The sequence below is a fragment of the Microbaculum marinisediminis genome (genome assembly GCF_025397915.1).
Lineage (GTDB): Bacteria > Pseudomonadota > Alphaproteobacteria > Rhizobiales > Tepidamorphaceae > Microbaculum > Microbaculum marinisediminis.
In genome coordinates this window covers 250,215-269,376 of sequence record NZ_JALIDZ010000002.1, presented here as the reverse complement: position 1 = coordinate 269,376, position 19,162 = coordinate 250,215, and the positions used below count along the sequence as shown (strand labels likewise).

The window sequence follows — 19,162 nt, the reverse complement described above, 5'->3', positions numbered from 1 at the left end:
GGTCACGGAAGGGGAACAAAGACAATGGGATGGACGTTACGGACAGTCGCCGCCGCGCTGGTGGTTTCGGGATCGGCGTTCGCAGCCACCACCGCGTCTGCGCAGGAGCCGGTGAAGGTGGGATTCATTGGATCGCTGGCCTCCGACACCGGCAGAAGCACCCTTCGCGGCGCACAGATCGCGATCGACGAGCTCAATGAGAAAGGCGGCGTTCTCGGCGGCCGCCAGATCGTCCTGGTCGAGGCCGACACCGGCGGCGACGTGACGGAGGGCATCAAGGCCTACGAGTATCTCGCCGAGACCGAGAACGTCGACTTCATCGTTTCGGGCTCCATCGACGACGTGTCGCTCGGCTGGCTGCCGCGCATGGTCGAATACAAGATCCCGACGCTGGACACCTGGACCTCGAACATCGGCATCATCGACAAGCTGGTCGAGGACTACGAGACCTACAAGATGTACTTCATGAACATCGCCTCCGACGAGGCGCTGGCCACGCTGTACGTCGATTTCGGCAAGGACGTGCTGAAGGACAAGATGGGCTGGGAGAAGGTGGTGATCCTCCAGGAGGACACCGCGTTCGGCAACGCCATCAACGGCCTCGTCACCCAACTGCTCGCGCCGGAAGCCGGCATCGAGGTCGTCGACACGATCGTCTACGACACCGCCACGGTCGACTTCTCGCCGATCTTCTCCAAGGCGGTCGATAGCGGGGCCGACTTCATCTATCTGATCTCCTCGGTGAACGGGCAGGTCGTCTCCTCGCAATACGTGAAGTTCCAGGTTCCGCTGGCCATGACCGGTGTCGCGGTGGCGACGCTGGGCCACGAGTACTGGGAGGACACCGGCGGCGCTGGCGGCGGCATCTCCTCGCTGAGCCCGATCCCCTCGGTGGGCTTCCAGCTCGACGACAAGGACCAGGCCTTCGCCGACAAGTACGTCGCCCGCTACGGCGACGACCGGCCGAAGTTCCCCCACTTCAACGGCTTCAACGCCTATTGGGGCGTGCTGCAGGCCTTCGACGCCGCCGAGAAGGCCGGCGGTTTCCAGCCGCTCGACAACTGGGTCGACGCGATGCTGAACGAGGACTGGGTGTTCGAGAAGGACGGCGAGCTGTGGATGCGCTACGCCTTCTGGAAGCCGGGCGAGGTCGAGCCGCGCACCGGCCGCACCTATCCGCACAACCTGAAATTCGACATCACGCCGCCCTATGACGACGGCGCGCCGTCGATGGTCGTCATCCAGTGGTACGAGGACGGGACGCCGCATGTCGTCTACCCGCCCAAATACGCCAACGGCGACTTCAAGCTGCCGTCCTGGATCAAGCAGTAGTCTCCGGGCTCGCCGCGCCGGGCGCGCATAAGCCCGGCGCGGGGGCCGCAAAGACGCAACCGACATCGACAATCGAAGATCGGCCGGGGCCAGCCTTCCGATGATCCAGGTCATTATCCAGGGGCTGTTGTTGAGCGGGCTCTATTCGCTGATCGCGATCGGCTTCACGCTGATCTTCAGCGTCGGCCGGGTCCTCGACCTCGCCTATGGCGCCTACCTGATGCTCGGCGCCTACGTCTATTTCTACATGGCGCAGACGCTCGGCCTGCCGATGGCCGTCGGCATGGCGGCGGCGATTGCCGTCGGCGCGCTCGCCGGCAGCCTGAAATACGGCTTCATCGTCAAGCCGCTGAAGGGCGACCACGTGGCGGTGGAGATCTCCACCCTGATCCTCGCCGTCGTCGTGCAGGCCGGCATCGTGCTGATCTTCAACGACAGCTCCAAGGTGCTGCAGCCGATCGTGCCCGGAGTCGTCTGGATCGGCGGCGCGGCGGTCACCTACAACGTCGTCGCCGCGACGCTGGCGAGCTGGGTCATCCTCGGCGCGCTCTACCTGTTCGTGCGCAGGACCCTCACCGGGCGGGCGATGCAGGCGGTCTCGATGGACATCAAGGGCGCCGCCATCTCCGGCATCGATCCCGACCGGGTCAACCTCATCACCTGGGTCATCTCCGGCATCCTGGGCGCGATCGCCGGCGTCTTCTTCGCCAGCTATACCCAGCTCAATCCGTCGATGTGGGTCTCGCCGCTGATCATCGCGGTGGCGGTCGTCATCGTCGGCGGCATCGGCTCGATCATCGGCACCCTGGTCGTTGCCCACATCATCGGCTTCATGGAGGTGATCTCGACCACCTTCATCGCCGCCGAGCTGCGCGGCGTCTTCACCATGCTGCTCATCATCGTGGTCCTGGTCATGATGCCCAGGGGCCTGTTCGGCCGGGCGGAGCTGTAGCGATGGCGGCCGGCATCTCCTGGCGCCACGTCCTGCTCTGGGCCCTGTTCGTCGGCGGCATGTGCCTGCTGCCCTACCTTGTTCCCTCGGGCACGCTGCGTACCTTCATCTTCGCCAACTATCTGGCGATCTTCGCCATGAGCTGGGACTTCCTGTCCGGCCGCACCGGCTACATCAGCTTCGGCCACCCGTTTCTGATCGGCATCGGCGCCTACACCACGGCGATCCTGTCCTATCGCTTCCACGTGCCGGTCTCGATCTCCATCCCCGCCGCCGTCGTCACGACCATGCTGGCCGGCACGCTGTTCTTCCTGCCGGCGCTGCGGATCCGCGGCTCCTATTTCGCACTGGTGACGCTGGCCTTCATGGAGCTGATGTACCAGCTCGTGCAGGTGATCCGTCCCGACCTGACCGGCGGCACGCGCGGCATATCCGGCGTCAAGACGCTTATGAGCGGGGCGACCAACAACTTCTACCTCTCGCTCGGGCTGATGGCGGTCATCGCCATCTTCCTGTGGAGCCTGAACCGCACCCGCGTCGGCACGGCGCTGAGCGCCATCGGCATGAACGAGGAATCGGTGCGCGGCAGCGGCCTCAACACCACGAAGCTCAAGCTGTTCGCCTTCATGGTCAGCGCCTTCGTCGCCGGCGTCGGCGGCGCCTTCTACGTCCACTATCTCGGCTCGATCGCCCCGCGCGCCCTGTTCGACATCAATTTCCTGTTCACGATCATCGTCGCGTCGCTGATCGGCGGCGCCTCGACCATCATCGGCCCGATGGCCGGCGCCTTCTTCCTCACGTTCCTGCTGGAATACCTGCGGCCCTATCTGCCCGGCACCGAACGCTACTTCATCTACGGCACCGTCGCGCTGGTGCTCTTCATGTACCAGCCCAAGGGCCTGTACCAGATCATCGTCGATGCGGCCGAACGGGTCCGCGGCAAGCCGAAACCGGAGGCCGTCCGTGACCCCGCTGCTTGAAGTCGACCGCGTCGTCAAACGGTTCGGCGGCATCTCCGCCGCCAACGATCTGACCTTCTCGGTCGGCCAGGGCGAGTCGCTCGGCCTGATCGGTCCCAACGGCGCCGGCAAGACCACGGTGTTCAGCCTCATCATGGGCGAGCATCGGCAGAATTCCGGCGCGATCCGGCTTAAGGGTCAGGACATATCCGCGCTGCCGACCTACGAGCGCATCAAGCGCGGGGTAGCGCGCACCTATCAGGTGCCGCGTCCGTTCGGCGAAATCAACGTCGCCGAGAACATCCGCGTCGGCCTGATGCCGGACAGCATCCGGCTGATGCTGACCGAGGGGCCGGACCCGGAGGCCGAGCTGGAGCTGGCCCGCAGCGTCGGCTTCGACGCCGGCGATCTGGCGCGCAAGCCGAGCGAGCTGTCGATGGGCGACCTGCGCAAGCTGGAGCTGGCCCGCACACTGGCCACGGCGCCGCAGATCATCCTGCTCGACGAGGTCTTCGCCGGTCTGACCGTCGGCGAGATCGCCCAGATTTCGGAACTGCTTGCCCGCAAGCGCGCGGAAGGCATGACCTTCATCATCGTCAGCCACGACCTGCGCTCGCTGGAACCGCTGATCGACCGCGCCGTGGTCATGACCTTCGGCCAGGTGATCGCGGCGGGCACGTTTCACGAGGTGATGAGCGACGAGAAGGTGCGCGCGGCCTATCTCGGCCACTGACGCAATCGGGAGACCCGTTCGGCGATGGCACTTCTGGAGATCGAAAGCCTGAGCGCCTACTACGGAATGGCGCGCTCCCTGAACAACGTCTCGCTGTCGGTGAACGAGGGCGAGATCGTCGCCATCATCGGGCCGAACGGCGCCGGCAAGTCGACGCTGTTCGATTCGATCATGGGCATGACCCGGACGACCGGCTCGATCCGGCTGAACGGCGTCGAGCTGACGGCGATGCAGCCCGCCGACATCGTCAGGCTCGGCGTCGGCTACGCGCCCGAGCGCGCCCACCTGTTCCCGTATATGAGCGTGCGCGACAACCTGCTCGTCGGCGCCTACACCGCCCGCGGCGACATCGACGGCAATCTCGCGCTGGTGCACGGCCTGTTCCCGGTTCTGCTGGAGCGCCGCAACCAGGAAACCTCCACCCAGAGTGGCGGCGAACGCCAGATGTGCTCGCTCGGTCGCGCCCTGATGACGAGCCCGAAGGTCCTGCTGGTCGACGAGCCGACGATCGGCCTGGCGCCGAAGATCTGCAACGACATCGCCGCCGCGCTGCGCAAGCTCAACCGGGAGACCGGCCTGACCATCGTCATCACCGAGCAGAACGTGAACTTCGCGATGACCCTGGCCGGCTATCTCCACGTCCTGGAAACCGGCGAGATCCGCACCCGCGGCACCGTCGCCGAGCTTCAGTCGGACGAGGAGCTCAACAGGGCCTATTTCGGCCAATAGGCAATAGGCGATGTCGGCCGCCAGACGACGGCATTTGCAGCATCAACGGTGCGAGCCACCGGGTCTCCGTCGCGCCGATTGCGGAGGCGCCAGCAAATTCCTCTGCCCACGATTGACAGGGATGAGTCTGCTTGCAATAGTCCTAACAATAGAACGTTAGGACTATCGAAAGACGCGGAATTTGAGCCCTCTTCAGTCCCAGAATTACGACTACATCATTGTCGGGGCCGGTTCCGCCGGTTGTATCTTGGCAAACCGGTTGTCCGCGGACCCGAAAAACCGGGTGCTGCTCGTGGAGGCAGGCGGTAGTGACCGCAATTTCTGGCTGAAGCTTCCCGTAGGCTACTTTCGATCCATCAACGATAAGCGTTTTTCCCGTCATTTCGCAACCGAGGCGCAAAGCGGAACGGCCGGCCGGGGAATCGTCTGGCCCAGAGGCCGTGTGATCGGCGGATCGAGCACCATCAACGGCCTGATTTTCATCCGCGGCCAGCACGCGGACTTCGACCGCTGGGAGGAGATGGGCGCCACGGGTTGGAGCTACCGCGAGGTCCTGCCGCATTTCCGCAGTCTCGAGACCTTCGGCGGCGAACCCAGCCAGCTCCGCGGCTCCTACGGCGAAATGCCGGTTTCCGTCCTGCGCAACAATCACCCGTTTTGTTCGGCCTGGGTCGAGGCGGCCAACCAGTACGGGATGCCGCTCAACAACGACTTCAACGGTGAAACCACCGAGGGAGCGGGGTCCTATCAGCTGTCGATCGGAAAGCGCTGGCGCGCGAGTGCCGCACGCGCGTTTCTGCAGCCTGTCCTGGATCGCCCCAATCTCACATTGATGAGCCGTGTGCTGGTGTCGAGGCTCCTGATCGAAGAAGGGAACGGCGGGCCGACGCCGCGGGCGGTCGGTGTCGAATGGCACGAGGATGGCCGCAAGTCAGAAGCGTTTGCCGCGCGCGAAGTCATCCTGTGCGCGGGTGCGATTCAGTCGCCGCAACTGCTGCAGCTCTCCGGGATCGGGCCGGACGCGGTGCTGGAAAAGGCCGGCGTCCGGACAATCGTATCCAGTCCCGGCGTAGGCGGAAATCTCCAGGACCATTATCAGATGCGAACCATCGTTCGCATGAAGAAGCCGATCTCCTTGAACGACGACGTGCGCAATCCCATCAGGCTGGCGCGCATGGGCATCGATTGGCTTCTGTACGGGCGCGGACCTCTCACGATCGGCGCCGGCCAGGTCGGAGGCGCCACATACACCAAATACGCCGACCCCGGCCGCCCGGATATCCAGTTCAACGTGATGCCGCTCTCGGTCGACAAGCCGGGCGATCCGCTCCACCGCTATTCCGGGTTCACTGCGGCGGTCTGGCAATGTCATCCGGAATCGCGTGGAAGCGTGGAAATCGTGTCCGACGACCCGTCGGCCGCCCCCCGCATCGTGCCGAACTATCTGACCGCGGAACGCGACGGTGCGACGCTGGTCGAAGGCGTCAAGATCCTGCGGCAGATCTACAGCCAGCCGGCGTTCAAAGACCTGTGGGAAGAGGAAGTCGTTCCCGGTCCGTCGGTGCAAAGCGACGAGGAGATCCTCGACGCGGCCCGCAGGGGCGGCGGCACCGTCTACCATCCGGTGGGCACCTGTCGCATCGGTGGCGACGAGTCCGCGGTCGTCGATCCCGATCTGCGTGTCCGGGGGGTCGCGGGCCTTCGGGTGGCCGATGCCTCGGTCATGCCCGTCATCACGTCCGCCAACACCAATGCGCCGACGCTCATGATCGCGGAGAAGGCGTCATCGATCATCCTGGAACAGGCAAAGAATCATGGGTAAACGGCCCGTGGCGGCCGACGGTCTCGCAACATCGGGAAACCTGCGGGGCCGTCTCACCGAATTTCACCTTTGAACCGAGAATCACATGGGAGGACTGACAATGCTTAAAGTCATTCGAAACCTGCTCTGCGCGAGCGTCGCGAGCGCAGGCCTGGCATTTGGCGCATTTGCGGCCGACGAACCCAATCCGATCGACTGGACGTCGGCGCCGGAAGTCGACGGCCAGCAGGTCATGAAGCTGGGCCATTCCGTCAACATGGTCTGGTCGTCGCACACCGCGACGCTCAAGCGCTTCGCCGAACTCGTCCAGATCTACACCAACAACGAGATCAAGGCGGAGATCTTCCCGGGCGCGCAGCTTGGCGGCGAGCGCGAGATGATGCAGCAGGCGCGTCAGGGCGTCCTGCAGGTGACGTTGCCGGCCACCAACAATGCCGCCGCGCTGGCGCCGACGCTGAACGTGTTCATCCTGCCGTATCTGGCGACGTCCACCGATGAGGTGAACTGCCTTCAGGACAAGATCACGCCGTTGATCGTCGACCAGGTTATCGAAGAGGCGGGAACGCGTATCGTCGGTTGGGAAAACTCCGGCTGGCGCGCCTTCTTCTACAAGTCCGACGACCCGATCGAGAAACCCTCCGATCTGGCGAACCTCAAGATGCGCGTCCCGCCGAACCCGATCATGATCGCCTCCTACGAGGCATGGGGCGGCAACCCGACTCCGCTCGCGTGGAACGAACTCTACAATGCCCTGCAGCAGGGTGTCGTGGAAGGCGGCGACAATCCGGTAACCGACGTGATCGGCATGAAGTTTCATGAGGTCATCAACCGGATGACCAAGTTCCACTACACCATCCTGACCCATCCCATCATGGTGTCGGAGCGCTGGTTCCAGTCGCTTTCGCCCGAACACCAGGAAGCCGTCCTGCGCGCCGGCAAGGAGGCCACCGACTACATCCGCTGGTGGCAGCCGATCGATGAGGCGAACTGGTGGCAGCAGGCCGAGGACGCCGGTGTGACCATCACCGAGATCGAGGACGAATCCGAGTGGATCGAAAAGGCCCGCGCCATCTGGCCGGACTACTACGACTCGCTCGGCGAGAACGGCGAGGAACTGGCACAGACGGCACTCAAGCTGGTCGAAGAGTGCAAGGCCGAAATGTAGTCTGAACCCGAATGGACCGGCATCTCCGCATGCCGGTCCATTCGACCCCGGACCGAACACGGAAGACAGACCGTGCGCCACTTCGCCATCCGACTTATCTATGCCGCCGCGGCGTTGTTTCTGGCCCTCATGGTGAGCTCCCTGATGCTGCAGATCGTGGCACGGGAATTCAAGCTGCCTGTCGACTGGACAGAAGAGATGTCCCGCTTCGCGTTTATCTCAATGGTGTTTCTTGCAAGCGCCTACGCGACAATTAAGCGACGACATCTCAGGGTCAGCGTATTCTCCGATTTCGTCGCCAGGCGGATCGGCAATCGAGCGGTCGCGGTCTTTCATCTGACCATCCTGTTCGGCTTCGACTCCGTCATGGTCTGGTACAGCGGCTACAATTTCGTCGATGGCCTTCAGTTCGCCAATATCTCTCCGGCTCTGGGCTTCAACCAGAACATCCTGTTCGCGGCCATGTGCCTCGGATTCGGGGCGTCGGCGCTGGTTAATCTGACCGATCTGGTGGCAGTCCTGACCGGACGCGGCGACGGGACGCTCGACGGCGGCCGTCCGAAGGAGCGGCACGCATGAGCGACGTCACCCTTGCCCTTGCCGTTCTCTTCCCGATCCTGCTTCTGCTGGGCGTGCCGATCTATGCCGCGCTCGGCATAACCGGACTGGTGGTCACGTGGCTGACCAACGTGCCGCTGGTTTTTGCCACGCAGTCCATCCTCAACGGTCTCGACAATTTTCCGCTGTTGGCGATTCCGGCGTTCATCCTCGCCGGAAACCTGATGGAATCGGGCGGCATCACGAACGATATCATCCGCATCTTTCGCCGCTCCTTCGGTCACGTTCACGGGTCGCTCGGTATCGTCACCATCCTGTCGTGCATGTTCTTTGCCGCGATCTCGGGATCGGGGCCGGGAACCGTGGCGGCAATCGGCGCGATCATGATCCCGGCGATGATCCGGCAGGGCTATCCGGCCCCGTACTCCGCAGCCGTTTCGGCCACGGGCGGAACACTTGGTGTCCTCATCCCGCCGTCCAACCCGATGATCATCTACGCGATCATCGCGAACGTCTCGGTCACCGATCTGTTCGCTGCTGGCATGCTGCCGGGCCTGATCGTCGGCCTGACGCTCGCGGCTGTCGCCTACTTTGCCGCGCGCCGGTCCGGTGCCGTCGTCACGCAGGTGCAGGACGAACAGGAACAGGACTCCGTCGCCAGCCTGATGTGGCAGGGCAAGTGGGCTCTGGCGATGCCGCCCATCGTGCTCGGGGGCATCTACACCGGCCTGTTCACGCCGGTCGAGGCCTCGGTGGTCGCCGTTGCCTACGCGCTCGTGGTCTCGCTGGTCGTCTATCGCTCCATGACCTGGGAGGGCTTCAACCGCGCGTTCGAGGGCGCGGTGCTGATGGGCGGCGCGCTCATGATCGTCGTCGCGTGCTCGACACTGTTCGCGCGCACCATCACGCTTGAACGCATCCCGCAGGAACTGGTCGAGCTGTTTTCCCTGATCTCGTCCGAACCGCTGGTGATCCTGCTTCTGATCAACATCCTGTTGCTGATCATCGGCACGTTCATGGAGACGATCTCCGCAATCATCATTCTGGCGCCGATCCTGGTTCCGCTGGTCCGCAATTTCGGTATCGACCCGATCCATTTCGGGATCATCCTGATCATCAATATCGAGATCGCGTTCCTGACTCCGCCGCTCGGCGTCAATCTCTTCGTCGGCTCCCAGATAGCCGGCGTGTCGATCGAAAAGGTCTTCCGCGCAATTCTCCCGTTCATCGCAGCTTTGATCGGCCTGCTGGCGCTCATCACCCTGGTGCCGGGTCTGAGCCTGCTGATCCCTTCGCTTCTGCGGTGATGGCTCCCGAAAAGGAACAGGTATGCCCTACGAGAAACTTGAACTGCTGATCGATGGCGAATGGACGTCGGGCACGTCCGGCAAGTCGGAAACGGTGACGAATCCGGCAACCGAGGAAAGCCTCGGCGAGCTGCCGCTGGCCTCGACCGCCGATCTGGACCGGGCGCTGGAGGCCAGTGCGCGCGGGTTCGAGGTCTGGAGCAGGACGCCGGCGATCAAACGTCAGCAGATCATGGAAAAAGCCGCCCGGTTGCTGGAGGAGCGATCGGAGGACATTTCCCGCAACCTGACGATGGATATGGGAAAGCCGCTGGCCGAAGCGAAGCTCGAACTGAACTTCGCCATCGACGTGCTGCGCTGGTACGGCGAGGAGGGCAAGCGCATGTATGGCCGCCTGGTTCCGGCCCGCATGCCCGGCCTGCGCCAGATGGTCATGCGTGAACCGGTTGGCCCGACGCTGGCGTTCGTCGCGTGGAACTTCCCGGCCAACAACGTCATGCGCAAGGTGGCCGGTGCCCTGGGCGCGGGCTGTTCCATGATCATCAAGCCGTCGGAGGAGACCCCGTCGACCGCCATCGCGATCGGCCGGGCCCTGCAGGATGCGGGTCTGCCGGATGGTGTCCTGAACATCGTGTTCGGCGATCCCGCGGAAGTGTCCAGCCATCTCATCGCGTCGCCCGTGGCCAAGAAGGTTTCGTTCACCGGGTCGGTCGAGGTCGGCAAGCACCTGCAGAAACTGGCGGCCGATACCCTGAAGCGCTGCACGCTGGAACTCGGCGGCCATGCTCCGGTTCTGGTGTTCGCCGATTCCGATGTGGAGCGCGCCGCGAAGATGTGCGCCGCCGGCAAGTTCCGGAATGCCGGTCAGGTCTGCATCAGTCCGACGCGCTTCCTGGTCCAGGAGGACGCGGTCGAGGACTTCACCCGGATCATGGTGCGGGAAGCCGAGGCGCTGAAGGTCGGCAACGGTCTCGATGAAGACACCACGATGGGCCCGCTGATCGGCGAGCGGCGGCTGCCGGTCATGGAAGGCTTCGTGGCGGACGCGGTGGAGCACGGCGCAAGCGTTCTGACTGGCGGCGCGCGCCTGGGCAATCAGGGGCACTTCTTCGCCCCCACGGTGCTTGGGAATGTCACCGACGAGGCTCGGATCATGAACGAAGAGCCCTTCGGTCCGATCGCGCCGATCTCGTCGTTCAAATCGCTGGACGAGGGCATCGAACGCGCCAACCGTCTGCCCTTCGGGCTCGCGGCATACGCCTTCGCGGGAAGCGAGCGGACCATCGCTGCGTTGGGCGCGCGCATGGAAGCGGGCATGGTGGGGATCAACTCGCTGGTGGTGTCCACGCCGGAGACGCCGTTTGGTGGCATCGAGGATTCCGGCTACGGCTCGGAAGGCGGGATTGAGGGGCTCGAAGTCTTCACCCGCGTGCGGCTCGTAACCGAGACAGCAGTGTGATGCACGAGGGGGAATTCAGGCGCGTCCTCGTCGTCGACGCGGGGGACAATGTCGGCACCTTGATCGACGACAGGACGGATCTGCTCGCCCATTCCGGCGGCCCGGTCGAGGCGGGCGTCCCCTATGGCCACAAGATAGCGCTGCAGGACATCGCGTGCGGCGGCGAGGTCATAAAGTACGGCGTCACGATCGGCACCGCCACAAAGCCGATCGCAGCGGGTGCGCATGTTCACGTCCACAATGTTTCGGAGCTGGATGAATGAGCACCCTCGAGGGATACGTGCGCCCCGACGGGCGTGTGGGCCTGCGGAATCACGCTCTGGTTCTGTCCACCGTCGCGCTTGCCAATCGCTGGGCGGAACTGACCGCGGCCGGTCACGAGGATGCCCTTCTCGTGACGGGCGAAACGATACGCGGCGGGCGTGGCGGGGACATGCCGGCGCAGCAGGAGCTGCTGGATGCCCTTGTGCGCCATCCCAATACGGGATGCGCGCTCGTCCTGACCCAGGATCCGATTTCCGCGGAAACGCTGCGCAATGCATTCGCCGGACTTGGCAAGCCGGTCGAAGTCCTCGCGCTGCTTGACCAGGATGGGATGGAGCGGGCCGTGCACCGGTCGCGCGAGGCCCTTGGCAAACTCATCTCCGCCGGCGGGGCCAAGCGGCAGCCGATCGGATTGGAGCATCTCAGCATAGCGCTGGAATGCGGTGGTTCGGATCCGACCAGCGCGCTTGCATCCAATGCCGCAATCGGCCGCTTCGTCGACCGCGTCATCGACGCGGGCGGGACAGCCATGATCTCCGAAACCGTCGAGTTCATCGGCGCCGAGGAAATTGTCAGCAAGCGAACGCCCGACCCCGACCTGCGCCAGCGTATTCTCGATTTCATCAGGACCCGGGAGGTATGGCATTCGGAAGATGGCGAGGACTACCGAGGCGTCAATCCGACAGCCGAGAACATCGCGGGCGGCCTGACGACGCTGGTGGAAAAATCGCTTGGCGCGGTCGCCAAGAGCGGGACGCGGGACTTCGTCGGTGCCCTGGCTTACGGCGAACGGCCAAGCCGTTCCGGGCTGCACTTCATGGATACCCCGTTCTTCACGCCGCTCTCGCTGACGGGAATGGTGCAGGGCGGGTGCAATGTGGTGCTCTTTGGGCTCGGCCAGTTCAACCCGTCGGCCAATCCTCTGGTGCCGACGATCAAAGTCTGCGGCAACGAGAAGACGGTCGCGAATTGGCGGGACGCAATCGACATCGATGCATCGACGCTGTTGACCGGCGCGCAGGATCTCGACGGGCTCGCCGACACGATCCAATCGACGATTGCGGACTGCTCGCGCGGAGCGCTCTGCGCGGCGGAGCGCTGGCGGGAAGGGCAAATCTTCTTCCCCCGCGAAAGCGCACCGCTATAGTGACGTGATTGGGCAATTCTTTTGCCCGACCAAGGTTCCTCGGCGCTTAATACTTGAGCGTCGGGGTGGTCGGCATGCGGCTTACTTGCGGCGCACAGAGGGCGCCGACCTTCTTCGTGAGCTGCCGTTACGTTCCACCACGGCTTTCCTAACCTGTTGATCCAGGGACAGCGTCAACCAGGTGACAAACGAAACGAAAGAGCTGAAGGACCTGCTGGTACGTTCCGGGGCGGCGCCGCTATACGTGCAGGTTGCCGACCTGCTGCGCGATCGCCTGGAAAGGGGAGAGTGGAAGGCCGGTGACTATCTGCCTTCCCTCGAACGCCTGATGGACGAGTTCGCCGTCAGCCGCGTGACCATGCGCTATGCCATCAAGAAGTTGAGCGATGACGGGTTGATCTCGGCGGAACGCGGCCGCGGCACCGTTGTGACGGCTCTGGGCGCGCAACGGCCCCTCCGGGTCGAAGGCAGCCTGGCCGATCTGATACGTACGTACCGCGGCGACCGTCCGGAGGTCTACAATCTGGATGAGGGGTACGCGCTGCCCCCCGCTTCGAGCGAAGACTGCCTGCTCGCGGACAGCTACTATCACATCAGGCGCGTTCACTTACGCGACGAGGTGCGCTACTGCATCATCTCGCTCTACATTGAACAGAATCTGTTCGAGCGTGAGGAACAGAAGTTCCGCGAAGGCCTCGTCCTGCCCGTAATGGCGCAGATGGACGGCCTTGTCATCGCGACGGCCCGCCAGAGCGTGACGCTCGGCAAGTGCGGCGCAGTTGAAGCGAACCTGCTGGACTATCCCAGGGGCGATCCGGTGGCCCACGTCCGGCGCATTCTCACCGGAGAGGACGGATTGGCGATCTATGTGGCCGACGTGATCTATCGCGGCGATTGCATTCGCTTCGATATGGACCTGAAACCATGAGATACGTCGCCGTCTCGAGAATCGAGACGCATGCTTTCCGTGTTCCGCTGACGGTCCCGGTCGAAACATCCTTCGGAATCATGCGCGACAGGCCCGCTGTCTTCCTGCGTATCGAGGACGAGCAGGGCGTTTTCGGCTGGGGCGAGATCTTTGCCAACTGGCCGTCGGCAGGGGCGGAACACCGGGCCAGGCTGGCGCTGGAAGACATCGCACCGCTTTTGTTGGGAAGCGACGCACGGCAACCGCGGCATGTGTTCCGGGACCTGATGCGCAAGACGCGGATACGGGCCCTGCAGTGTGGCGAGTTCGGCCCCTTTTGGCAGGCCATTGCGGGTATCGACACGGCGCTTTGGGATTTGAACGCCCGCGCGGAAGGCCAGCCCCTGCGCAGGCTGCTGAACCCTGGAGCGGCCGACAGCATTCCGGTTTACGCCAGCGGCATCGATAATCGCAAAGCACACGCCGGAATTGCCGGCGCACGGCAGGCGGGACACGAGGCCTTCAAGCTCAAGGTCGGTTTCGACGAATGCGACGCCGGCCGTGTCCAGGACCAGGCGAAAGATCTCGGGACGCATGAAGCGCTCTATCTCGACGCCAATCAGGCCTGGTCGCGTGAGCAGGCCGCAGATTTTCTGTCGCGAATCGAGGGCTGCCCCATTGGATGGCTCGAGGAGCCGATTGCGGCCGATGCCGGGGAAGCGCAGTGGCGGGACCTGGCGGAGGTTTCGACGATACCGCTTGCCGGCGGCGAAAACGTTGCGGGTGCGTCGAATTTCCAATCGCTCATCGAAAGTCGCGTTCTGAGCTTCGTCCAGCCGGACGTCGCGAAATGGGGCGGGGTGAGCGGTTGTTTCGATGTGGCGCGGCAGGTCATCGATGCCGGGCTGACCTATTGCCCGCATTTTCTCGGCGGCGGGATCGGATTGCTCGCATCCGCCGAGCTCCTTGCCGCATCCGGGGGCCCCGGATCGCTGGAAGTCGATGTCAATCCGAACCCGCTGCGGGACGCTTTTCCCGTTCCGGCGGTCGTGCAGGGGAGCATGAGGCTCGGCGACGGACCCGGCCTTTCCGTGGAGAGGCTGCCGGATAGCCTCGATCCGTACCGCACGTTTCGTGGGGAAGTCTCACAGAGTTCATGACGGATCGACCGGGACACTTGGCGAGATCGGCGCCCGCGGCACCGTCGCCGAGCGTCAACCGGACGAGGCGCTCAAACAGCGCCTGTATCGGCCGATAGGAGTTGTGCCGGACGATGGGCTTCCAATCCTGCCCGGTTTGCGCGTAGAACGGCCGTCATCGAGGTGAAAGGCGGGCCGCCGATGCTGGTGGCCGGCCGCATGACGACCATATTGGCAGCATGAACAGCCCGAGCCACAGGTTCTCCGTCGCGCCGATGATGGACTGGACGGACAGGCACTGCCGGTATTTCCACCGGCTGCTGACCCGTCACGCGCTGCTCTATACCGAAATGGTGACGGCCGCCGCGATCCTGCATGGAGACCGCGCGCGTTTGCTCGGCTTCGACGCGGCCGAGCATCCCGTTGCGGTCCAGCTCGGCGGGTCGGATCCCGAAGAGCTTGCCGACGCCGCCGCCATTGCCGCGGAGTTCGGCTACGGCGAGGTCAACCTCAATGTCGGCTGCCCGTCCGACCGGGTCCAGTCCGGCCGCTTCGGCGCCTGTCTGATGGCCGAGCCCGAGCTGGTCGCCGACTGCGTCCGCGCGATGAAGGCCGCCGTCGCCGTCCCGGTTACCGTGAAGTGCCGGCTCGGCATCGACGATCAGGATACCGGCGCGCCGCTCGACCGCTTCGTCGCCGCCCAGATTGCCGCCGGCGTCGACGGGCTCGTCGTGCATGCCCGCAAGGCCTGGCTGAAAGGCCTGAGCCCGAAAGAGAACCGCGACATCCCGCCGCTCGACTACGACCGGGTGCACCGACTCAAGCGCGACTTTCCCGACGTTCCGATGGCGTTGAACGGCGGGCTGGAATCGGTGCCGGAGGCGGTCGCGCACCTGGAGACGCTCGACGGCATCATGTTTGGCCGTGCGGCCTACCAGCGGCCGGGCCTGCTGCGCGAAGTCGACCGGCTCGTCTTCGCCGATCCGGCCCCGCAGATCACGGACGAGGCGCTGATCGCGGAAATGCACGCCTACGCCGTGCGCGAAACCGCACAGGGCGTCCCGCTTCATCACGTGACGCGGCCGATGATCGGCCTGTTCCATGGCGCGGCCGGTGCGCGCGTCTGGCGGCGGATGCTGACCGTCGACGCGCAGCGCCCCGGCGCGCGTCCCGACCTCCTTCTCGACGCCTATCAAACCCTCGTGCGCGCCGGCCGTCGCGACGCCGCCTGACTTCACATCTCAACGAAAGGTCACGACTTTGGTCCTGGATTTCTCGGTCGCCGACATGGCGATGTTCGCGCTCGCGTTGGTCGCGACAGGCATCCTCACCGGCCTGCTGGCCGGCGCTTTCGGGGTCGGCGGCGGCGCGGTCATCGTGCCGGTGCTCTATCAGTTCCTGGTCGCCCTCAAGGTCGATCCGGCGCTGTGCATGCATATCGCCGTCGGCACCTCGCTCGGGATCATCATTCCGACCTCGATCCGGTCGTTCCTGTCGCACCGCAAGCGCGGCATGGTCGACATGAAGCTCCTGCGGGGCTGGGCGGTGCCGGTGGTCCTCGGCGTGATACTCGGCGCGCTGATCGCCGACATGATGTCGAGCACGGGCCTGAAGGCGACCTTCGCCGTGCTGGCGCTGCTCGTGGGCGTGCGCCTGGTGCTCGGGACAAGCAGGGCGCGTCTTGGCGACGATCTGCCAGGCGAGCCGGCGCGATCGTTGATCGGCGGCGCGATGGGCACCCTGTCGACGCTCATGGGCATCGGCGGGGGAACCTTCGGCAACACGATCATGACGCTCTATGGCCGGCCGATCCACCAGGCCGTCGCGACTTCGTCGGGGCTGGGCGTGCTGATCTCGATCCCCGGGGCGATCGGGTTCATCTGGTCGGGATGGGGCGTGGAAGGCCTGCCGCCGCTGTCGCTCGGGTTCGTCAACCTGCTGGGCGTGGCCCTGGTGATCCCGGTCTCGACCCTGGTCGCGCCGCTCGGCGTGCGGCTTGCGCACGCACTGAAGCGGCGACAGCTGGAAATGGCCTTCGGCATTTTCCTGCTGATCGTCGCCGCCCGCTTCGGGTACAGCCTGCTGTGAGGTGAGGGGGGACGCCCCCCGGCGGCCGCGACGCGCGGGGAGCTGTTCCGGATCATCGGGGCCGGACCGACCGGCCCGCGTTGACCGGTCCGGGGTAGCCGGCCCGGTTCAACCGAACCGGTTCAACCGGCGACGGCGGACGCCTTGTCGCTCAGCTTCTTGTTCAGCCCGTCGATCAGTTTCAGGGCTTCGCGGGTAAAGCTCTCGACTTGCGCCTTTTCCGCCTCGAGGGCGTCGAGGCGCGCGGTCGCCTTTTCGAGGGCCACGCGGATCATCGGCGTGTCGTCATTCGCGCTGCCCGCCCGCAGGATCTCGTGGATGTCGTCGAGCGGCATCCCGATCTTCTTGCCGTTGGCGATGATCTCCAGGCGCTGCCGGTCCTCCGCGGAATAGAGGCGCCGGTTGCCATTGCGGCGCGGCGAAATAAGCCCCTTTTCCTCGTAGAAACGCAGGGCGCGCAGCGTAAAACCGAACTCCCGAGCGATTTCGCCGATAGTGAACAGACTCCGGGTCGCCGCCGCGCCCGCTTCCCGTTCACCGTGCCCCTGGGGTAGGCCAAGGAGCACACCAGATTCATGTGTCACTTTATCTGCCTCCAATGTCGCCCACGGATAATGCGTGGCATGGGATCATTCGGATCGAATGCCATGTCGTCGAAATCCGTTGACACATAAACATACGACGTTTTCCCGAGCGCCCTGGAATGCAGCACGGGGACTGTGGGAACGCGACAACGGTACGCTTCAACTCATCGCTTCCTGGTCGGACAGCGGCACGATACGTCCGCAGCAGCCATGTCGTTGCGCTAGCTTATGCCACGCGATGAATTCGACATTATTATCTTTCGGCGCCATAAAATTAACATCCGAGCGCGCGGGGCGGGCGAGCCAGCTCGCGACCGTTATCGCCCGGTCGGCTCTTTCCGCAGTTCCCCGCGTACCACGCTCGGTTTCTTGCCGAACCAGCGGTAAGACGCGCGCGTGAAAGCGCTGGGCGCGGAGAAGCCCAGTTGATAGGCGATTTCCGAGAAGCTCAGGCCCGGATCCTCGAGATAGCGGGCGGCCAGCCCCTTTCGCGTCTCGTCGAAGAGCTGCTGGAACGACGTGTTGTGCGCGGAGAGGTAGCGCTGGAGGCTGCGTTCACTGATCCCGAGGCGGCGTGCCACACGCTTTAGCTGGGCGCCGTCTTCGCTCGGCAGCGCCTGGATGATCTCCTCGCGAACGCTGGTGATCAGGTCGCGCGCCCGGTCCCGCTCCACCTGGATCCGATCGAGGAGCCTGCATGCGAGGCGAAAAAGCGCGGGATCGGCGTTCTCCGGGGCGGCGGAAAGTGCGTCGAGGGGGAAAGCAATCAAATTCGTGCGCTGAGAGAATTCGATCGCGCGGCCGAGGACGCGGCGATGGCAATCCAGGCTGCGCGGTGCGGGCCGAACGAGTTGAACCGCCAAGGGGCGCCAGTTTCTCTCGAAGATCGGCCGCAACAGCCGTATGATCGACGCCGCCGCGAAATCGGCAAGCTGCCAGCGCTTCACCAGAAGCGGGGAAAAGCCCCACTCGACAACCACGCGATTCGACTCCACCACCAGCTCGGCATACGCGACGTCGATCCGCGTGCTCAGATGCCGGCTCAGGATTTCCAGTGCCGTGCGGCCGTCTGCCGCGTTCGCCAGCGCAACGGCAAGCGGTCCGGCGGGAGCGGTGAAGTGCCATTCGCCGAGGCGTATGCCGAAGCAGTCGTCGGCGGATAGAAACGCCGCGACTTCCAGGAATTTGGCGAAATTGTCGAGATTGACGAACTGCTCGTCGTCCCTGGGATCGAAGTCCGCAAGGCCGACGGCTCCGGCAATGCTCTCGTAGCTCAAGCCGGAAGCGTTCGTGACCTCGGCGAGTCCGGTCAGCAGCGCTGCCGAGACCTGGAGGCGGTCGGTGCTGACGCCGTGCATGTTTTTCCTAACGTTGCGGAATAACAATTTGGCGCAGGAGGATAAAAGTCGCAATGCCCTATCGGCAATTGAGCGAATAGCATGGCCGCCAATTATCCGTTGCACGTATTTCGAACGCGGTGGGGAGCTGTTCGAGAGATGATTTTCAATGACTGATGGGGTCTGTTCGCCCGCGCCCGAAAGCGCCGATCCCGCGCTTCACGACCTTTATCGCCGCTGGGCCGATCTCAGCGGCCGCGGGCGTTTGCCGTCGGCGAAGGATCTGGGCCTCGACGATCTGCTGGAAGTGCAGCCGGGCGCGGTGCTGATCACCGTCGAGCCGCGCGCCGAGGGAAGCCGGCGCTATGTCTACTCACGGGTCGGGACCGGCCATTATGCGGTGCTCGGGCGCGATATTCAGGGCTATTCCATCGATGAGTTGGCCGCGCCGCAGCAGGTGGACTACTTCGAGGCGGTCTACGACAAGGTCGTCGATGAAGCCCGGCCGCACTATTGGATGCGGGTGAACGCCCAGATCGGCACCAAGCTGCATACGTTCGAGCGGCTGATCGTCCCGGTCTCCGAGGACGGAGATACCGTCGACGGCTTCGTCGGCGTCTGGATCTGGCTCTAGAAAGCGGGCATCCGGCCGGGGCCACCGCTGCCGGCGCGAACCGTCG

General features: G+C 64.4%; 19 protein-coding genes. 17 read left to right on the top strand and 2 right to left on the bottom strand.

Features of this window, described 5'->3' with window-relative positions; translation table 11 throughout:
- Positions 1-24: 24 nt before the first annotated feature.
- The 16 genes from MUB46_RS04595 (at position 25) to MUB46_RS04520 (ending at position 16,561) form a co-directional block, all read left to right on the top strand.
- Positions 25-1,332, top strand: a complete 1,308-nt coding sequence (locus MUB46_RS04595) for an ABC transporter substrate-binding protein (RefSeq protein WP_261614700.1) — start codon at positions 25-27, stop codon at positions 1,330-1,332.
- A 100-nt stretch (positions 1,333-1,432) separates the two neighbouring features.
- Positions 1,433-2,284 (top strand): branched-chain amino acid ABC transporter permease, encoded by an 852-nt coding sequence (locus MUB46_RS04590; RefSeq protein ID WP_261614699.1) that lies wholly within the window; start codon positions 1,433-1,435, stop codon positions 2,282-2,284.
- 2 nt (positions 2,285-2,286) lie between these two features.
- A complete protein-coding gene (locus MUB46_RS04585) occupies positions 2,287-3,264 on the top strand; it encodes a branched-chain amino acid ABC transporter permease (RefSeq protein ID WP_261614698.1) in 978 nt (325 codons plus the stop codon).
- Positions 3,248-3,976, top strand: coding sequence for an ABC transporter ATP-binding protein (locus MUB46_RS04580; protein WP_261614697.1), 729 nt, complete (start codon positions 3,248-3,250; stop codon positions 3,974-3,976). The genes MUB46_RS04585 and MUB46_RS04580 overlap by 17 nt, the downstream gene beginning before the upstream one ends.
- A gap of 24 nt (positions 3,977-4,000) precedes the next feature.
- The gene (locus tag MUB46_RS04575; protein ID WP_261614696.1) at positions 4,001-4,705 is read left to right on the top strand and encodes an ABC transporter ATP-binding protein; all 705 of its coding nucleotides are present in this window, start codon (positions 4,001-4,003) and stop codon (positions 4,703-4,705) included.
- 181 nt (positions 4,706-4,886) lie between these two features.
- Positions 4,887-6,527, top strand: coding sequence for a GMC family oxidoreductase (locus tag MUB46_RS04570; protein ID WP_261614695.1), 1,641 nt, complete (start codon positions 4,887-4,889; stop codon positions 6,525-6,527).
- A gap of 100 nt (positions 6,528-6,627) precedes the next feature.
- A complete protein-coding gene (locus MUB46_RS04565; RefSeq protein ID WP_261614694.1) occupies positions 6,628-7,692 on the top strand; it encodes a TRAP transporter substrate-binding protein in 1,065 nt (354 codons plus the stop codon).
- Positions 7,693-7,764: 72 nt separating this feature from the next.
- Positions 7,765-8,271 (top strand): TRAP transporter small permease, encoded by a 507-nt coding sequence (locus MUB46_RS04560; protein ID WP_261614693.1) that lies wholly within the window; start codon positions 7,765-7,767, stop codon positions 8,269-8,271.
- Positions 8,268-9,557, top strand: a complete 1,290-nt coding sequence (locus tag MUB46_RS04555; protein ID WP_261614692.1) for a TRAP transporter large permease — start codon at positions 8,268-8,270, stop codon at positions 9,555-9,557. Before MUB46_RS04560 ends, MUB46_RS04555 begins: the two co-directional genes overlap by 4 nt.
- 22 nt (positions 9,558-9,579) lie before the next feature.
- On the top strand, positions 9,580-11,016 hold the full coding sequence (locus MUB46_RS04550; RefSeq protein ID WP_261614691.1) for an NAD-dependent succinate-semialdehyde dehydrogenase: 1,437 nt from the start codon (positions 9,580-9,582) through the stop codon (positions 11,014-11,016).
- Positions 11,016-11,279 carry a UxaA family hydrolase gene (locus MUB46_RS04545; RefSeq protein WP_261614690.1) on the top strand — a complete coding sequence of 88 codons (264 nt, stop codon included), beginning with the start codon at positions 11,016-11,018 and terminating at the stop codon, positions 11,277-11,279. Before MUB46_RS04550 ends, MUB46_RS04545 begins: the two co-directional genes overlap by 1 nt.
- Positions 11,276-12,427 carry a UxaA family hydrolase gene (locus MUB46_RS04540; protein ID WP_261614689.1) on the top strand — a complete coding sequence of 384 codons (1,152 nt, stop codon included), beginning with the start codon at positions 11,276-11,278 and terminating at the stop codon, positions 12,425-12,427. The genes MUB46_RS04545 and MUB46_RS04540 overlap by 4 nt, the downstream gene beginning before the upstream one ends.
- A 181-nt stretch (positions 12,428-12,608) precedes the next feature.
- Positions 12,609-13,355 (top strand): GntR family transcriptional regulator, encoded by a 747-nt coding sequence (locus MUB46_RS04535; protein ID WP_261614688.1) that lies wholly within the window; start codon positions 12,609-12,611, stop codon positions 13,353-13,355.
- Positions 13,352-14,494: a mandelate racemase/muconate lactonizing enzyme family protein gene (locus tag MUB46_RS04530; protein ID WP_261614687.1), complete on the top strand. Its 1,143-nt coding sequence runs from the start codon at positions 13,352-13,354 to the stop codon at positions 14,492-14,494. Before MUB46_RS04535 ends, MUB46_RS04530 begins: the two co-directional genes overlap by 4 nt.
- Before the next feature lie 218 nt (positions 14,495-14,712).
- Positions 14,713-15,705 carry a tRNA dihydrouridine(20/20a) synthase DusA gene (gene dusA / locus MUB46_RS04525; RefSeq protein ID WP_261614686.1) on the top strand — a complete coding sequence of 331 codons (993 nt, stop codon included), beginning with the start codon at positions 14,713-14,715 and terminating at the stop codon, positions 15,703-15,705.
- A 55-nt stretch (positions 15,706-15,760) separates the two neighbouring features.
- Positions 15,761-16,561: a sulfite exporter TauE/SafE family protein gene (locus tag MUB46_RS04520; RefSeq protein ID WP_261615000.1), complete on the top strand. Its 801-nt coding sequence runs from the start codon at positions 15,761-15,763 to the stop codon at positions 16,559-16,561.
- Between the two features lie 122 nt (positions 16,562-16,683).
- Here MUB46_RS04520 and MUB46_RS04515 read toward each other — a convergent pair whose 3' ends face one another.
- Both MUB46_RS04515 and MUB46_RS04510 read right to left on the bottom strand, forming a co-directional pair.
- Positions 16,684-17,145, bottom strand: a complete 462-nt coding sequence (locus tag MUB46_RS04515; RefSeq protein ID WP_261614685.1) for a MerR family transcriptional regulator — start codon at positions 17,143-17,145, stop codon at positions 16,684-16,686.
- A 317-nt stretch (positions 17,146-17,462) separates the two neighbouring features.
- Positions 17,463-18,503, bottom strand: a complete 1,041-nt coding sequence (locus MUB46_RS04510) for a helix-turn-helix domain-containing protein (protein WP_261614684.1) — start codon at positions 18,501-18,503, stop codon at positions 17,463-17,465.
- Between the two features lie 148 nt (positions 18,504-18,651).
- Here MUB46_RS04510 and MUB46_RS04505 point away from each other — a divergent pair, with 148 nt between their 5' ends.
- On the top strand, positions 18,652-19,116 hold the full coding sequence (locus MUB46_RS04505) for a PAS domain-containing protein (RefSeq protein WP_261614683.1): 465 nt from the start codon (positions 18,652-18,654) through the stop codon (positions 19,114-19,116).
- Positions 19,117-19,162: the final 46 nt, after the last annotated feature.

Excerpts from the sequence above, each read along its gene's own strand:
- MUB46_RS04595 (WP_261614700.1), top strand. The coding sequence starts at position 25 with ATGGGATGGACGTTACGGACAGTCGCCGCCGCGCTGGTGGTTTCGGGA.
- MUB46_RS04590 (WP_261614699.1), top strand. The coding sequence starts at position 1,433 with ATGATCCAGGTCATTATCCAGGGGCTGTTGTTGAGCGGGCTCTATTCG.
- MUB46_RS04585 (WP_261614698.1), top strand. The coding sequence starts at position 2,287 with ATGGCGGCCGGCATCTCCTGGCGCCACGTCCTGCTCTGGGCCCTGTTC.
- MUB46_RS04575 (WP_261614696.1), top strand. The coding sequence starts at position 4,001 with ATGGCACTTCTGGAGATCGAAAGCCTGAGCGCCTACTACGGAATGGCG.
- MUB46_RS04565 (WP_261614694.1), top strand. The coding sequence starts at position 6,628 with ATGCTTAAAGTCATTCGAAACCTGCTCTGCGCGAGCGTCGCGAGCGCA.
- MUB46_RS04555 (WP_261614692.1), top strand. The coding sequence starts at position 8,268 with ATGAGCGACGTCACCCTTGCCCTTGCCGTTCTCTTCCCGATCCTGCTT.
- MUB46_RS04550 (WP_261614691.1), top strand. The coding sequence starts at position 9,580 with ATGCCCTACGAGAAACTTGAACTGCTGATCGATGGCGAATGGACGTCG.
- MUB46_RS04545 (WP_261614690.1), top strand. The coding sequence starts at position 11,016 with ATGCACGAGGGGGAATTCAGGCGCGTCCTCGTCGTCGACGCGGGGGAC.
- MUB46_RS04540 (WP_261614689.1), top strand. The coding sequence starts at position 11,276 with ATGAGCACCCTCGAGGGATACGTGCGCCCCGACGGGCGTGTGGGCCTG.
- MUB46_RS04530 (WP_261614687.1), top strand. The coding sequence starts at position 13,352 with ATGAGATACGTCGCCGTCTCGAGAATCGAGACGCATGCTTTCCGTGTT.
- dusA (WP_261614686.1), top strand. The coding sequence starts at position 14,713 with ATGAACAGCCCGAGCCACAGGTTCTCCGTCGCGCCGATGATGGACTGG.
- MUB46_RS04520 (WP_261615000.1), top strand. The coding sequence starts at position 15,761 with ATGGCGATGTTCGCGCTCGCGTTGGTCGCGACAGGCATCCTCACCGGC.
- MUB46_RS04510 (WP_261614684.1), bottom strand. The coding sequence starts at position 18,503 with ATGCACGGCGTCAGCACCGACCGCCTCCAGGTCTCGGCAGCGCTGCTG.
- MUB46_RS04505 (WP_261614683.1), top strand. The coding sequence starts at position 18,652 with ATGACTGATGGGGTCTGTTCGCCCGCGCCCGAAAGCGCCGATCCCGCG.